This window comes from Corynebacterium jamesii (genome assembly GCF_046097395.1).
Taxonomy (GTDB): domain Bacteria; phylum Actinomycetota; class Actinomycetes; order Mycobacteriales; family Mycobacteriaceae; genus Corynebacterium.
The window spans coordinates 2,127,108-2,142,580 of sequence record NZ_CP175789.1 but is presented as its reverse complement, the minus strand read 5'-3'; the positions used below and the strand labels follow the sequence as shown (position 1 = coordinate 2,142,580).

Annotated in this window: 14 protein-coding genes; 4 read left to right on the top strand and 10 right to left on the bottom strand. The window is 62.1% G+C overall.

Features of this window, described 5'->3' with window-relative positions; genetic code table 11:
• The first annotated feature begins 17 nt into the window (after positions 1 to 17).
• Positions 18 to 182, top strand: a complete 165-nt coding sequence (locus ACKFRT_RS09510) for a rubredoxin (protein WP_296215395.1) — start codon at positions 18 to 20, stop codon at positions 180 to 182.
• 24 nt (positions 183 to 206) lie between these two features.
• On the opposite strand, the gene ACKFRT_RS09505 is transcribed toward ACKFRT_RS09510, so the two are convergent.
• Positions 207 to 1,553 (bottom strand): UDP-N-acetylmuramate dehydrogenase, encoded by a 1,347-nt coding sequence (locus tag ACKFRT_RS09505; RefSeq protein ID WP_408925119.1) that lies wholly within the window; start codon positions 1,551 to 1,553, stop codon positions 207 to 209.
• A gap of 23 nt (positions 1,554 to 1,576) precedes the next feature.
• On the opposite strand from ACKFRT_RS09505, the gene ACKFRT_RS09500 reads away from it, so the two are divergent.
• From ACKFRT_RS09500 to ACKFRT_RS09490, 3 genes are all read left to right on the top strand, one after another.
• Positions 1,577 to 2,074 (top strand): DUF2505 domain-containing protein, encoded by a 498-nt coding sequence (locus ACKFRT_RS09500; protein ID WP_296215398.1) that lies wholly within the window; start codon positions 1,577 to 1,579, stop codon positions 2,072 to 2,074.
• Between the two features lie 139 nt (positions 2,075 to 2,213).
• Complete coding sequence (locus ACKFRT_RS09495) at positions 2,214 to 3,062, top strand: class I SAM-dependent methyltransferase (RefSeq protein WP_296215400.1); 849 nt, start codon at positions 2,214 to 2,216, stop codon at positions 3,060 to 3,062.
• Positions 3,063 to 3,144: 82 nt separating this feature from the next.
• The gene (locus ACKFRT_RS09490; RefSeq protein ID WP_408925118.1) at positions 3,145 to 4,401 is read left to right on the top strand and encodes an LmeA family phospholipid-binding protein; all 1,257 of its coding nucleotides are present in this window, start codon (positions 3,145 to 3,147) and stop codon (positions 4,399 to 4,401) included.
• Positions 4,402 to 4,479: 78 nt separating this feature from the next.
• Here the strand turns inward: ACKFRT_RS09490 and deoC are convergent, their stop codons facing one another.
• From deoC to ACKFRT_RS09445, 9 genes are all read right to left on the bottom strand, one after another.
• Complete coding sequence (deoC, locus tag ACKFRT_RS09485) at positions 4,480 to 5,229, bottom strand: deoxyribose-phosphate aldolase (RefSeq protein WP_408925117.1); 750 nt, start codon at positions 5,227 to 5,229, stop codon at positions 4,480 to 4,482.
• Entirely contained in the window at positions 5,226 to 5,540 is a 315-nt protein-coding gene (locus tag ACKFRT_RS09480) for a DUF2516 family protein (RefSeq protein WP_296215406.1), read from the bottom strand. The genes deoC and ACKFRT_RS09480 overlap by 4 nt, the downstream gene beginning before the upstream one ends.
• Positions 5,541 to 5,545: 5 nt before the next feature.
• Positions 5,546 to 6,973: a DUF445 family protein gene (locus ACKFRT_RS09475; protein ID WP_408925116.1), complete on the bottom strand. Its 1,428-nt coding sequence runs from the start codon at positions 6,971 to 6,973 to the stop codon at positions 5,546 to 5,548.
• 545 nt (positions 6,974 to 7,518) lie between these two features.
• A complete protein-coding gene (locus ACKFRT_RS09470) occupies positions 7,519 to 7,839 on the bottom strand; it encodes a hypothetical protein (RefSeq protein ID WP_296215409.1) in 321 nt (106 codons plus the stop codon).
• Positions 7,840 to 7,880: 41 nt separating this feature from the next.
• Entirely contained in the window at positions 7,881 to 8,630 is a 750-nt protein-coding gene (locus tag ACKFRT_RS09465; RefSeq protein WP_296215411.1) for a succinate dehydrogenase/fumarate reductase iron-sulfur subunit, read from the bottom strand.
• Complete coding sequence (locus ACKFRT_RS09460; protein ID WP_408925115.1) at positions 8,630 to 10,663, bottom strand: fumarate reductase/succinate dehydrogenase flavoprotein subunit; 2,034 nt, start codon at positions 10,661 to 10,663, stop codon at positions 8,630 to 8,632. Before ACKFRT_RS09460 ends, ACKFRT_RS09465 begins: the two co-directional genes overlap by 1 nt.
• A gap of 33 nt (positions 10,664 to 10,696) precedes the next feature.
• Positions 10,697 to 11,482 (bottom strand): succinate dehydrogenase cytochrome b subunit, encoded by a 786-nt coding sequence (locus ACKFRT_RS09455; protein ID WP_296215415.1) that lies wholly within the window; start codon positions 11,480 to 11,482, stop codon positions 10,697 to 10,699.
• 333 nt (positions 11,483 to 11,815) lie between these two features.
• A complete protein-coding gene (locus ACKFRT_RS09450; protein ID WP_408925114.1) occupies positions 11,816 to 14,458 on the bottom strand; it encodes a glycoside hydrolase family 65 protein in 2,643 nt (880 codons plus the stop codon).
• Positions 14,459 to 14,545: 87 nt separating this feature from the next.
• On the bottom strand, positions 14,546 to 15,304 hold the full coding sequence (locus ACKFRT_RS09445; protein WP_408925113.1) for an HAD family hydrolase: 759 nt from the start codon (positions 15,302 to 15,304) through the stop codon (positions 14,546 to 14,548).
• Positions 15,305 to 15,473: the final 169 nt, after the last annotated feature.

Sequence of the window (15,473 nt, the reverse complement as noted above, 5' to 3'; positions counted from 1 at the left end):
AGCAAGGGAGTTTCCCAATGTCCGTTTTCCAATGCCCCGTTTGTGATTATCGCTTCGACGAAGCGCAAGGTGATTCGGCAGAAGGCTTCGCTCCAGGTACGCCCTGGTCCGAGGTGCCGGACGACTGGTTCTGCCCAGATTGCGGAGTTCGCGACAAGGTAGATTTCGAGACTGTCGGCTAACCCCAGCTGGTGAGCTAGCCCCAGCTAGTCGATGCTCACGCCGACCCAGATTGGCTCCGGCTCCAGCACTACTCCGAAGGCCTCGTGCACCCCGGCGCGCACAGCACGCGCCAGCTCCACCACATCTTCACTAGTCGCAGAGCCGCGGTTCGTCAGGGCGAGAGTGTGCTTGGTGGACAGCGAAGCACGGTCATTACCCGGAACATGCCAGCCCTTGGCAAAGCCCGCACGTTCGATCAGCCACGCTGCAGAGAACTTGAACTGCGGCTCGCCTGCACCCGCGCCGCCTCCAGCGCCAGCACCAGCAGCCCCACCGGCACCACCACTAGCACTCGCACTGCCACCCTTCACCGGATACAGCGGCATCGACTCCGCCTCTGCCTCGCCACACTTCTCCCGCACCGCGGCCACCACCGCATCACGTGCAGCCTCACCAGTGACAATCGGGTTCGTAAAGAATGAACCGGCCGACCACGTATCGTGGTCCGACGCATCCAGAACCATGCCTTTCCCGGCGCGCAACTCCAGCACAGCCTGTCGCACGTCCGCTGCAGGCCTGCGGATCTCCCCGGCAGCGGCCTCATCTGCATCCACGCCCAGGCGCCGGGCCAGCTCGCCAAAGCGCAGTGGCACGCTCAGCCCGTCGGCAGTCAGCTGGAACTCCACCGCAGTTACCACCGCCCGGGATGTGAACTTCAAGTTCGAGTACCTATATCCCAGCTCCAACGCAGACGGCTCGACCCATTCCAGCTTCCCGCTAGCCCGATTGAACAACTGCACGCGCCGCAGCACCTGAGCCACCTCTGCGCCATAAGCTCCCACATTCTGCACCGGAGTGGCCCCGACAGATCCGGGAATCCCGCTCAGGCATTCCAGCCCGCCGAGCCCGGCCTCAACCGTCGCGGCCACCAGCCGATCCCACTCGACGCCCGCAAACGCGCGCACCACACCGGTTTCGTGGTCAATCACAACCTCGACCTCGGCATCAGCGTCTGCATCAACCTCAGCACCGGCGCCCTGTTTTTCGACGCCCGCTCCCCCGTCGCCGGCACTCATCAGCACCACGATTAACTGAGATACCTCATCCCCTTCGCCGACCACGAGGTTGGATCCTCCGCCGACGACCAAAAGTGGTTGCTTGTGGGCGTCAAGAAGAGAAACAACCTGAGCAACAGCCTCGGCCGACGAACACACAACAACTCCAGCGGGCGCGGCGCCGATGCGCAACGTAGTCATGTCGGCGAAAGAACGGCTGGTGACATGCACGCCGGGGATGGCTACGGAGTCGTTTCCATTGCCGCGCAGACGCTCCAAAAGGTGCTGCGCGCGTTCTTCAGGCATGTTTTGTGCGAAGTTTGTCGAATCAGTCACACCACTAAAGGTAGTCTGTTGGCATGACTACTCACAGCGAGAACACTGCAACGATTAACTTCCCTATTGAAAAGGTTTACGAGGCACTCTCCTCTGCGAACTACTGGGCCTACGAGGCCGAGAACATTGGCGACGAGCCGGGCGAGGTGAACTCCTTCACCCCGGATCCGATCGAGGTCGTCCTCTACGAGCTGCTGCCGAAGTCCGCACTGCCGGAGGCTGTGCGCGGCATGGTGTCTCAGGACTTGAAGCTGAAGCGCGTCGTCGAGTTCGGCCCGCTGGCTGACGGCACCACCACCGGCAAGGTCAACGCAGAGGTCAAGGGCGCCCCGGTTTCCTTCTCCGCAGACGTCACCCTGAACGGCACGGGCGACGCAACCGAACTGAAGGCAGACTGCGCCGTGGACGTGAAAATCCCGATGATGGGCGCCGTCCTGGAGCCGAAGGTCGCCGAGTGGGTCGAGGAGTTCCTGACCCGCGAGGCCGCCCTCATCCAGAAGTGGATCAGCGACAACGCCTAAGGCACCGCTCGCCCCACTGGCTAGGCAGCCGCTTGGGGTTCCCCGCCCCACCGGCCAAGCAACCGCTGGGTTCCTCGGCAAACCGGCCCAGCACACTCGCTCAATCAACTCACTCAACTGAAAGGCTCGGCTAACCCGCGTGGCTGACCACGCCCACAACCTCAAGGCCCGTTCGTGGAACACGGACGGGCCTGTTGGCGTACCAACCCGCGGAACCACCGGCTACAACCGCCTGCGCAAGTCCGACCACTGGCTTGTCGCACAGCCGCGGGTGCAGGCTCAGCTGCGGGGCGCGGTGCTCCACGAACACCGCAACCCGGTGGCCATCGACGTCGGCTACGGCGCCTCCCACACCACCACCTGCGAATGGGCACGCTGGCTGCGCACCATCGCCCCGACCGTGGAGGTCACGGGTCTTGAGATCGAACCCTCCCGGGTACTCCCCGACCGCGAGGGCGTGCACTTTGCCCTGGGTGGCTTCGAGCTGGCGGGGATGCAGGCCGACGTGGTGCGCGCCTTTAACGTCTTGCGTCAGTACGACGTGGATCAGGTGCAGTCCGCGTGGGACATCATGCGCGCGAACCTGCGCCCCGGCGGGGTGATTATCGAGGGCACGTGCGACGAGATCGGTCGTCGCTCCTGTTGGGTTCTGCTCGATGAATCCGGCCCGCAATCACTGACCCTCGCCTGGGATCCGAAGGACATAGAAACCCCTTCCGAACTGGCCGAACGACTGCCGAAGATATTGATCCACCGGAATACCCCCGGCCATCGCATCCACGATGTCCTCAACGAACTCGACCGTTGCTGGAGCCGCGCGGCACCCCTGGCCGTCTTTGGCCCGCGGGTACGGTGGCGTTCGGCGAAGCAGGAGTTCTTGGGCTCTCTTATAGACGCCCACGTTCCCGCGGCGCGGCTCAACCCGCGCCGCCGCCTGGCGGACAACTCAATAACTCTGCCGTGGTCCGTGGTGTGCGAGCCTGTGTAGCAGTTGTAGGTTCCCTGCCAACTCCGCGCGAACGCTACACTACGGGTTGGCACAACTCCGATGATAAGGAACACTGATACGGGTGACTAACCCACAAAACCCTTCACGAAATCCGTATTCGAACTCCAGCAGCGGTGCTGGAAGCAACGGCACCGGCAAGCCTGGAAACGACACACCGCCCAGCGCCGGGGGCGACGCAAACCAGACGGCCGTCTGGAACACCAACGCTGGCAGCTACAACGGCGGTAGTAGCGCTGGTGGTAGCAATGTGGGCGGCGGTAGCGCTGGTGGTAACCGTGCGGGCGCCTACGGCAACCCCGCGGGCTACGGTGCAGCTAACTACGGCGGACCGCAGGGCCAGTTCGGACAGCCGGGTCAGAATATGTACCAGCAGCAGCCGCAGAAAAAGAGCAAGCTGTGGCTGAAGGTTCTTTTTGGCTTACTGCTCGTCATCGTACTTCTTGTGGTCCTGGCAGAGTTCGGCGTTCGCTGGTTCCTGAAGGATCAGATCAAGACTTCCTTTAAGGAGCAGCAGCAGGAATCGGGCATTTCGAAAGCCGTGGATCCCGAGGTCTCTTTGGGTGCCTCCCCGGTGTTACTGGGAATGTTGCAAGGGAAGATTCCGCAGATGGAGATCGACCTTCCTTCTACGCTGGATATCACCTACGAGGGTCAGGATAAGTCCAAGCCCAAGGTCTCCGGCGATCCCGCTATCCACATGGAAATGCGGGATATGAAGATGGATGGCGACAACCCCGACAGTGCAGTGGTGGGCGACCTGAGCTTGCGAACGACTATCCCCAAGGAAATGCTTCTGGCTCAGGCCGCCAAAGGTGCCCGCGAGGGCAGCGACGAGAGCGATAATCCGCTATCCGGCTTCATCCAGCTCACTGACGTGGCCCCCAACCCGGACAAGCAGACGCTGACTTTCGAACTCACCGGCGGCCTGGCGACGTTCGAGATGAAACCCGTGGTTGAGGACGGGAAGATGAAGATGGACATGGATAGCGCCTCCGTATTGGGTATCAACCTGCCGGATTCATTCTCCCAGCAGATGGAGACTCAGATGGAAGACACCGTCCCTGCGGACATCGGCGGTGGCCTGGAATTCGATTCCGTGAACGTCACCGACCAGGGGCTAGACGTATCCCTTCACGGTACGGACGTTGACCTTAGCGAACTGGAAACGGGAACCACCGACTCCGGAAGCGCGAACGCTGACGGCAACCAGGGCGCCGGCGGTTCCGGCGGTTCCGGTGGCTCGGGCGGCAGCAACTCGGACGTCACCCGCCCCTGGAAGGATGACGGCCCGGTCGGCTCCTCCGCTCTGGCCGCCTAAGTTGCCCTGGCTGCCCGGGCACAGCAGATCCTAGGTGCCCAGGCACACCGGCTCCCAGGCGCCCAGGCACACCGGTTCCTAGGCGCCCAGCACCTTCGCTGCGGCGGAAACCCCCAGGCGGGTAGCGCCCGCCTCTATCATCGCCAGAGCCGCATCCCAATCCCGGATACCGCCCGAAGCCTTAATCCCCACCAAGCCCGCGGCGATGCGCTCTTCCTCCCCCATGCCGAACGGCGCCAGTTTCCCCAGCTTGCGCAGCTCGTCGGCCATGATGCTCACAGCCTCCACGCTTGCCCCACCCGCCGGGTGGAAGCCCGTGGAGGTTTTTACGTAATCCGCCCCCGCCTGTACACACGCACGCACGGCGGTGCGGAGCTGTTCTTCGTCCAGCAGTGCGGACTCCACGATCGCCTTCAGCACCAGCGGGTGGGGTACGGCCTCCCGCACAGTGATCAATTCCGCGAGCAACGCATTCTGATCTTTCGCCAGCGCCGCCGCCACGTCGATCACCACATCGACCTCGTCTGCCCCCATCTGCGCGGCATAGCGCGCCTCGGTGGCCTTCACCAGGGAGGCGTGCTTGCCGCTAGGGAACCCGGCAACGGTGGCAACGCGCAGCGTGGCGTCATTCCCCGAAGAACCCGAAGGCACCACAGCCCCCAAAGGCAGCATCGAGGGCGAGACGCACACCGCGCCACACCCCAACTCGGTGGCCTCGCGGACTAGGGCAGCTACGTCGTCGCGCGAGGCTTCGGGCTTCAGCAGCGTGGCATCCAGAATCGCGGCGACGGATGCGCGCGAGATACTAGAACGGTCGAACTGGCTCACCAGGAACCACCCGCGTTCCCCAGTACATCGCGGATTGCAGGGCGCACGTCCTGCCAGTAAATGCCGACGATGACGGCTGCGATAATCCACAGCAGCTCGATGGAAATGAAGAAGCTAAGGATGGACAGCGCCACCGCAGCGCCCATCAGCATCGACCAATTCTGCTTCTCGCGATCGATCACCGTAAAGGCATCGTCGCGGGTGCTAAGCAGCTGCGCCAGCCCGATCGCCGCCAGCACGAAAATCGCGACGGCCAGCGCCAGATTAATGCCCGTGTAGGCGTAGTACAACGACGTAAAGACCATGTCCATGCCACTCAGCCTAACGCAAAGATCAGTTCGGTCAGGGAGTAAATCGCCAGGCCAGCCAATGCACCCACGATCGTTCCGTTCACGCGGATAAACTGCAGGTCTTTCCCCACCATCAGCTCAATCTTGTCCGAGGCCTCCTGGGCATCCCACCGCTCGACTGTCTCGCCGATGATGCCGGTGACCTCGCCCGCGTAGTTATCGGCCAGGTAGCTGGCCGCGCCGACGATGCGCCGTTCTAGCTCCTCGCGGAGCTTTGGTTCTTCTTGGACTCGACGCCCATAGTCCTCCACCCATTGCGCGATCCTGCGGCGCAGCAAAGAATCTGGGTCGCGAGACCACGTGGTGAGTGTCGCGCGGGCGGACTCCCACAAGCGGCCGGGCATCGCGGTGACGGGCCCGGAGGTCATCACATCGTTTTTGAAGCCTTCGACCCGGGCAATCATCTTTTCGTCGTGTTGCAGGTCTTGGGAGAGTTGGTAAATGAACGAGCGCAACTGGCGGCGGGCATCGTGGTTCGGGTCGCGGCGGACATCGCCGGTGAATTCCACCAGCTCGCGGTACACGCGGGAGCCGACGAGTTCGCGGACGAAGCGTGGTGCCCAGGAAGGGGTGCGTTCGTCGATGAGTCGGACGACGAAGTCCTCAGAGGTGCGGGCTTTATCGTCCATCCAGACCACAATTGCGTCCACAGCGGGTTCGGTGCGACCTTCTTGGATGAGTTGCTCCAGACCGCGGCCCAGGGGCGGACCCCAGGTGGGTTCGCTGAGCTTGTCGATGACCAGTGCACGAAGCACCTGCTCGGCTTCCTCGGGGTTGATGCCGTTGACCGTGAGGTCGATGATCTTGCCGACTTCCTGGGAGACGCGCTCGGCTCCGCCGCCGTCGACAACCCAGTCGCTGGCGCGCTGCGGGATGCGGGCCTTGCGGAGTTTGTCGCTGATGAGGGCTGCGTTGAGGAAGTTCTCCCCCACGAACTCGCTGAGCGCGTGGCCGACCTGATCCTTCTTCCGCTTGATGATGGCCGTGTGCGGGATAGGGATGTGCAACGGGTGGCGGAAGAGGGCGGTGACGGCGAACCAGTCGGCGAGGGCACCGACCATGCCGGCTTCGCTGGCCGCGCGCACGTAGCCGATCCAGGCGCCGGGGTTGCCCTGGTATTCGAGCCACCGCATGGTCACGTAAATCAGGGTGGCGAGAACCAGCAGGCCGGTTGCGATGGTCTTGTGCTTGCGCAGTTCGGCCCGACGGGCCGCTTCGGTGGCCGGATCTGGCCCCGGCACTTGGGATAGTGGTGAGTCCAAGTGTGGTGATGCCTGGGCGGCCTGTGGCGATGACGGCCTGGGGGTCTGGGGCGATGTTGGCTGGGCCGCTGGTTGCTGCTGGTGCACCGGCGATGGGCGGCCTGATGCAGCGGAGTTCTCAGAAGCAGTCATTGTTCAATTATGGCACCGGTGGGGGCGCCAAGAGAGTTTCGATCAAGCACCTGCGGGGTTCCATTGCAGTTCTGCAGGGTAGCCAGTGTGGCCAGTGGGGCAAGTGAGTTACTTGTGGGGCGATTCCAGAACAGCTACAGAACACGGGGACAACAAGCGATATGTCGGAAAAGTTGCAAAACGTTATTGGCAATTATTTTCCTTATCACAAAAGTGCAGGTCAGGCGCTTTCTGACTTCACTAACAGGCAGCCAGGAAAAACGAAATGCAACTTTTCCGACATTTTGCCCCTCATCCCCCACCCTCCAAAAGGAAACATCGGCGCATTACTGTGCAGACAAAGCAAGACCGCGCCACCCAGAGATGGTGGCGCGGTCTGCGCAAATGGAGGCGCCTTAGCTTTGGCCCAAGCGTTTGGCTCTAGCCCTAGCTTTGGCTCAAGCGTTTGGCTCTAGCCCTAAGTTTGGCTCAAGCGTTCGGCTCTAGCTCTAAGTTCGGCTCAAGCGTTTGGCTCTAGCTCTAAGCTCGGCTTAGCTAGCCACTAACTAGATGATGCGGCCAGAGCGCTTCTTGTACGCGCGGTAGTTCTTGCGACCCGCGTGGATACACGCGGAGCCCGCAGCAACAGCGACGACGGACATAACCACACCAATGATGAGGTACATCATGCCGTCTTCCTGCGTTCCGGACATGTTGGTCGCCAGACCGAAAACGATGGAGCCCAGACCCGGCATCAGCAGCAGCCAGAAGCCCATGCCGATCCAAGTGAGGGAGCGCTGCAGGGAAGAGTGCGGCGCATCGAAGCTGGACGGCTGGTAGCCATCAACGTAGTAACGCTCCATGTGCAGGTTCTCACTGAGTGCCATGGTTCTCTCCTACTTTCCTGATAATTGACTTGGGACTGATCTTAGTCATCCTTGCCGCGGAAAGCGGCACGGGTGCGTTCCTTTGTGATGGCTGCCACAGCCGTCAGTGGGATACCCGCCGGGCAGACGTCAGCACACTCGCCGTACAGCGAGCAAGGACCGAAGGTTCCCTCGACCTCATCAACCATGTTGCGTGCACGGCGGCCACGCTCCTCGCGCCCCAGCGGGGACAGCGTGAGGTGCACCAGCTTCGCACCGGTGAACAGGTGAGCCGCACCGTTCGGGCAAGCAGCAACGCAGGCGCCACAGCCGATGCAGGCTGCGTGATCCAGTGCCTTCTCGGCGTCGGAGTGGTTCACCATCAGGGAGTCGGCATCCGGAGCGGTGCCGGCCATGACGGAGACGAAGCCACCCTTTTCCATCACACGGTCCAGTGCGGAACGGTCCACGACCATGTCCTTGATCACCGGGTACGCAGCGGAGCGCAGCGGCTCCAGCTTGATCTTGTCGCCATCGTTGAAGGAAACCAGGCGCTGCTGGCAGGCCGGCTTGTTCTTGTCCGGACCGTGCGGACGGTCGTTGACCATCAGGCCACAGGTACCACAGATGCCCTCGCGGCAGTCCGAGGCGAAGGCGAAGGGCTCCTTGCCTTCCTCAACGTACTTGTTGTTTACGTGGTCAAGCAGCTCCAGGATGGACATCTGCTCGGCAGCGTCGTCAACGTCAACAGACTCGAAGTGGCCTTCGGCATTCGGGCCCGCCTGACGCCAGATTTCAAGATGCAGTTTCATTACTTGTAATTCCTTGTCATCAGCGGGATACGGTCGAAGTACAGGGGCTCGGAGTGGCGGATGAACTTGTTCTCGCCATTCGGCTCCCAAGCGGAGACGAAGCACCAGTTGTCATCGTCACGCTCTGCCTCGCCGTCTTCGGACAGGTGGTCATCGCGGTAGTGGGCACCACAGGACTCGTCGCGGTCCAGCGCGTCCACGCACATCAACTCGCCCAGATCCAGGTAGTCGGCAACGCGGGTTGCGTACTCCAGGGTCTGGTTCATTTCCTCGGTACCACCCGGGATGTGGACGTTGGCCCAGAAGTCCTTGCGCAGCGCACGGATCTTCTCGATACCGTCCTTCATGTCCTTCACATTGCGGGACACACCGCAGGAGAAGTACAGGATCTCGCCCAGCTGGCGGTGGTAGTACTCCGGGCCGTGCGGGTTGTCGCCCTGGATGGTGGTCAGACGCTCGATGCGCTGCTTGGCGCGCTGCAGTGCCTCCTGCGCGTGCGCGGAGTTCGCATCCGGGATCTCCTCGCCCAGGTGCGGGGCCAGGTAGTTCGGAATGGTGAACGGCAGGGTGAACCAGCCTTCCACGGAGGAGGACAGCAGGGAGTTAGCACCCAGACGGTTCGCACCGTGGTACATCCAGGAGGACTCACCGGAGCAGAACAGACCGTCGATGGACGTCATCTCGTTGAAGTCGGTCCACAGGCCACCCATGGTGTAGTGGCAGGTCGGGGCGATGCGCATCGGGGTCTCGTAGGCGGACTCACCGATAGCCTCTTCGTACATCTGGATCAGGTTGGAGTAGCGCTCGCGGATCGTGTCCTTACCCAGGCGCTCGATAGCGTCGCCCAGATCCAGGTACACGGAGTTCTTCATCGGTCCCACGCCGTAGCCAGCGTTGATCTGCTGGGCGTTGGCACGGGAAGCGATGTCACGCGGAACCAGGTTGCCGAAGGCCGGGTAGCGGCGCTCCAGGAAGTAGTCGCGCTCGTCCTCCGGGATGTCGTTCGGCTTGCGGTCGTCACCCTTCTTCTTCGGGGTCCAGATGCGGCCGTCGTTACGCAGCGACTCGGACATCAGGATCGTCTTGGACTGCCAGGTGGAGTTCACCGGCAGGCCCGTCGGGTGGAACTGCACGAAGGATGGGGACGCCATGTAGGCACCCAGCTCGTAGGCGCGCATGATAGCCGAGGCGTTGGAGTTCTTGGCCAGCGTGGACATGTGGTACACATTGCCGTAACCGCCGGTAGCCAGCACGGTTGCGTGGCCGGTGTGAGCCTTCAGCTCGCCGGTCAGCAGGTTGCGCATGATCACGCCCTCGCAGCGGCCATCCTTGACGATCAGGTCAACGAGGTCGTTGTGGGTGAAGATCTCCACGTGGCCGGCGCCGATCTGGCGGTACAGCGCAGAGGTGGTAGCCAGCTGCAGCTGCTGGCCCGTTTGACCACGGGTGTAGTAGGTGCGGGAGACCTGAACGCCACCGAATGAACGGGTGGCCAGGGTGCCGCCGTACTCGCGGGAGAACGGTGCGCCCACGGCGTTCATGTGGTCGATGACCTTCGGGGACTCCATAGCCAGGCGCCAGCAGTCATTCTCGCGGCAGCGGTAGTCGCCGCCCTTGACCGTGTCCTTGGCGTGCAGGTAGGTGGAGTCGTTATCCAGCTTCTTGCCGCGGGAGGAGTTCACACCACCCTGCGCCGCAATGGAGTGCGCGCGGCGCGGGGAGTCGTGGTAGGTGAACACCTTCACGTCGTAGCCCAGCTCGCCCAGGGCGGCGGCTGCGGCGCCACCGGCCAGGCCGGTGCCGACGATCAGGATGCGGAACTTGTTGCGGTTTAGCGGAGACACCATTCCGAAGTGCTCCTTGGCGTACTGCCACTGCTTGTCCTGGCCAACGGCGTGCGGCGCGTTGTCCTTCAGGACCTTGCCGACGGTCACGCCCTCGACGACGGATTCCGGCGCCGTGAATGCGGCGACGGCCTTGTCGTAGTCGAAGTCCGCGGTCTGATTGTGCGGGTGGTTAGTTACTTCGCTCATTTAACTCTCTTCTCCTTGTAACCAGACTCGCCGTTAGTGCCCAGCCGGGACGAACGGGACCTGATCAACCAACCCAAACATCACAGCCAGCGGGATGGAGATGTTGCCGATCATCACGATCGCGGGCAGCAGGTAAGCGATCCACAGCATGACCTTGCGGGTGCGGTGGCCGGTGATGCCCAGGTCCGAGGTGGCAGTCCAGATGCCGTGGGACAGGTGCATGAACAGGATGACCATCGCCAGGATGTAGAAGATGGCTACGGCCGGGCGGTCGAAGGATGCAATCAGGTTCTGGTAGGCGGCGTGTGCGCCGTCAGTCGGCCCCTGGAAGTCTTCAGATGCAACCGGCTTCACGCCCATCGTCAGGTCCAGGATGTGGAAGATGATGAATAGCAGCAGCACGATGCCGGTGACGATCATGCTGCGTGCGGTGAACGTGTTCCAGCTGCCGACCATACCCTTGCGGCGGTAACGGCCGCGGGACTGGTGGGCGCGGCTGGTCAGAGCAAATGCACACCAGACGTGCAGGATCAGGGAAACCAGCAGCACGATACGAGCAACCCACAGGAAGGACTCGTGCGGCAGCAGCGGGTAGCCGAACTCACGCAGGAAGTCGGCGTAGGTGTTGAAGGATTCGGCCCCCATGTAAACCTTCAGGTTTCCAACCATGTGAACCAGGACGAACAGCGCAAAGATGATGCCCGTGATGGCCATCGTCAGCTTCATCGCCCACGAAGGGAAGCCTGGCTTCTCGCGCAGGCTCGAAGTTCTCAGTTTTCCGTGAGCGATTGCCTCACGGTCGTCATATTTAACAGTCATGGCACCTCCAGTGTCATAGACACTGTATGTGTTGTTACCCCCCTCGGACTACTCATGTACCAGCAGATTCGCAGTTGCACACCCCGTTATGGGGTACAACATTTTCGCAATACCAACCTTGCAAAATTCCAGCTAACGGTACATCCATACTGTTAAGTGCGGCATGAGAGGCCATTACAGTGTCGCGTCACACTGGTCACACGGCTTTCGTGGTTTCTCTCACTGTTTTATTTACGACGCCACCTCCCCCACCCCTCAAGCCCGCCACCCAGGCTGCGCGTGGCGCGCCGGCATGGGCGAGCGGACACGGTGGGCGTCAATAAATATATAGATTTATAGGTTTACCCGGTGGTCCGGCGTGCCCGTCGGGAACTCGCGATCGGCTCGGTGCTCGCTCAGCAGCGTCCGCCCCTTCACAATGACGGGCTCGTGGCCGACGACAACCTCCTCACCCATGACCCAGATCGGGCCGACCTTGCGGTCGCCCTCCTCCAGCACCAGCTCCACCTCGCCGGGGCGAACCTCCACCCGCAGGCGCTCGCCGTAGAGGGTGATGTGGTAGGTCAGGGATTCCCACTCGTCCGGCAAACGCGGATCAATCGTGTACTGGCCGTAAAAATCGCGGAAGCCGCCGAAACCGTTGGTCAACGCCGTCCACGCGCCACCACACGAGGCGATATGCACGCCGTCCGAGGCGTTGTGGTGCAGGTCGCCCATGTCCACAAACAGACCACGGTAGAAAAACTCCTCCGCCTTCTCCTTATAACCCAGTTCGGCTGCGATGATGGACTGCACGACGGCCGAGAGGGTGGAATCACCCGTGGTCAGAATGTCGTAGTAGTCGTAGTCCGCACGCTTGACCTCGGTAGAGAATCGCTGCCCCTGCAGGAATAGCGCTAGCACCACGTCGGCCTGCTTCAGAATCTGGTAGCGGTAGATCGTCAGCGGGTGGTAGTGCAGCAGTAGCGGGCGCTTCGGGCCGACCTCCGGATCGTCCAGGTCCCACACCCGGCGGTGCAAAAACTGATCGTCCTGAGGATTGACCTGCAGCTCCTCGTCGTAGGGGATGTACATGCAATCTGCAGCCTTGCGCCACAGATCCACCTCCGCAGCCGTGACGTTCTTGAGGTGCTGTAGATTGCGGTATTCCTCCGGGCGCTCTTCCTCCATCTGGCGTACCACCGCCGCCGCGACCTCCAGGTTGTACTGGGCCATCACGTTGGTATAGAGGTTGTTGTTCACCACGGTCGTGTACTCGTCCGGGCCGGTCACAGAGTGGATCTCGAACTTATCCTGCTCGCTGTTGAAGAAGCCGATGGACATCCAGAACCGGGCGGTCTCCACCAGCAGGCTAATGCCCTGCTGCAGCAAAAACTCCGTGTCTCCGGTGGCATAGACGTACTTCATCAGCGAAAACGCGATATCTGCATCGATGTGATACTGCGCCGTACCCGCGGCGTAGTAGGCAGAAGACTCCTGACCGTTGATGGTGCGCCACGGGAACAGGGCGCCATCGTGAGACAATTCCAGCGCACGCTGCTTGGCCGCCGGCAACATGTCGTAGCGGAACCGCAGGGCGTTCCTGGCCAAGTTGGGGTTGGTGTAGCACAGGAACGGCATCACGTAGATCTCCGTATCCCAGAAATAGTGGCCGCCGTAGCCAGAGCCGGTCATGCCCTTCGCCGGAATGCCGTTGGTCTCCGCACGGGCAGAAGCCTGGATCAGCTGGAAGATGTTCCAGCGCACTGCCTGCTGCAGCGCGGGCTGGCCGGCGATGCGCACGTCGGAGCGCTCCCAGAAGCGCGCCAGCCATTCGGCCTGGTTGTCCATCAGGTTTCGAAAGCCCACCTGCTTGGCGCGGTTGATAGTGCGCGCACAGCGGAATGCCAGTTCCTGCGGAGCCACGTGGCGCGAGGAGTGGTACGCCGTGAACTTCTCCAGGCGCATCTTCATCCCCTTCTTGCCGTTCAGGTGGTACGTCACGCGCGCGACGTCCTCTTCCACCTCCGTGGAAACCTCCACGCCGGTATCCACGCCCGTATCGGTCTCGTCCGAGGGGTTATCAATGTCCAGGATGTGGTCCATGGAGACCGTCACGGTCATTCCCGAGTGATTGATCTGGTAGCCCAGCGTCGCACGCTCCGGCTCAGAGCTGGACTGGTATTTCGGGATGAACACGCGATCCTGGAACTGCTCGCCCTTGCGCGGGTCAAAGCCTTCCTCACCCGCCACAAGTGCATTGTTATCCGGGAACTCCCCCTGCCCATCCTCACGGTTCAGCAGCTGAGAGGAAACCACCACTGCGGCTGGTGCATCCAGCAGCTCGACCTCCAGCGACTGCAGTGCCAGGTGGCGCTCCTGGAAGCTCACCATGCGCTCAGAGGTCACGCGTACGTGCTTGCCACCCGGGGTGCGCCACACGAGGGTGCGGCGCAGCACGCCCTCGCGGAAGTCCAGGCTGCGGTTGTATTCCATAACCTCCGCGTTACCCAGACGCAGCGGTTCATCGTCGATGTACAGGCGCATGGCCTTGGCATCCGGTACCGAGACGATACTTTGGCCAGTCCGCGCCAGACCATAGGCATCCTCCGCGTGCTCGATGTCCCAGGTCTCGTGTACACCATTGATAAACGTTCCGTGCGTCTTGGAATCACGCCCCTCTTCCGGGTTGCCGCGCAGACCCAGGTAGCCATTGGACAGCGCGAAGAGGGTTTCGGACACGCCCAGATCCATGTAGTTCGGGCGGGTCTCAATCAGCGCCCACTCATCGACCGGGTTGTTATCACGATTCACAGCCTTCAGCGGATCGACGGCGCTGTGTTTCCGGTCGGCGCGGAAGCCCTCCGCCCGCAGATCGCCACCGTCGATGGGGCGCTTAAAGCCCTGGTCCGCACCCTCGCGCCGGGCGGCGAGGAAGTCCTTCAGCCGCTGGTCGGCCGGGCTGCGCTTAGTCTGTCGTTGGGCGTTGATCCCCATAGTATTTCCGGTTTCTCCGAGTTGTTCTGTGTAGGTCTGCGTTGGTTATAAGTAAATTGCCGCTGGTCTAAAAATTTTCTGCGCGCACTAACCCAGCAAGTCCGCCAAGTCGTCGACCACGAGGTCCGCGCCATGCTCGCGCAACGCCTCTGCACCTGCCCCGCGATCCACGCCTATGACCAGCCCGAACTTTCCGGCCTTGCCACTGGCCACACCGCTGGTGGCATCCTCCACCACCACTGCGTTCTCCGCACTGGCGCCGAGCTGCTGCGCGCCATACAGGTACGTATCTGGTGCGGGTTTACCCGGCAGGTTCTTTTCGGACGCCACCTTCCCATCCACGACAACCTCAAACCGGTCGAGCAGCCCCGCCGCCTTGAGCACCGGGCGGGCGTTCTTCGAGGAGGAGACGATCGCGATCTGCGGGGCCTTCTCCCCCGCCGCGACGCGATCCCGGATGGCATCCAGCAGCTGCACGGAGCCCTCGTAGGCCTGCACGCCTTCTTCCACCAGCTTTAGGAAGTCTTCGTTTTTGCGAGCCCCCAGGCCGTGGATCGTGTCCTGATCCGCACCATCGTCCGCGTTGCCCTCCGGGATCTCAATATCGCGGCTAGCCAGCAGGGCGGCCACGCCCTCGTCACGGCGGCGGCCGTCCAGGTAGTCGAAGTAATCCTGTTCGGTGTAGGCTTCGGCACCCTGCACCTCTAGGAACTCGGAAAACATCCGTGCCCACGCTTGGCGGTGGAGCTCTGCGGTGGGAGTAATCACGCCGTCGAGGTCGAACAGTACGGCGTCAAAATCAAAAAGAGAGCGAGCGGGCGGGTTGCCAAAGGTGGTGACGGACAAATCGGGCTCCTTCCGGGGCGCCTAGGTGCATATAGCCTTAGTGCATATACATGTGCGTCCACCAGTCTAACCAGGGGGTCGGACACCTGTCCGTATAAGGAAGAATCGCGGAAGTGCACAGAGGAAAACCGCCGGGTGAGGCGGGCCCACACCGGCGGTTAGATCCGCA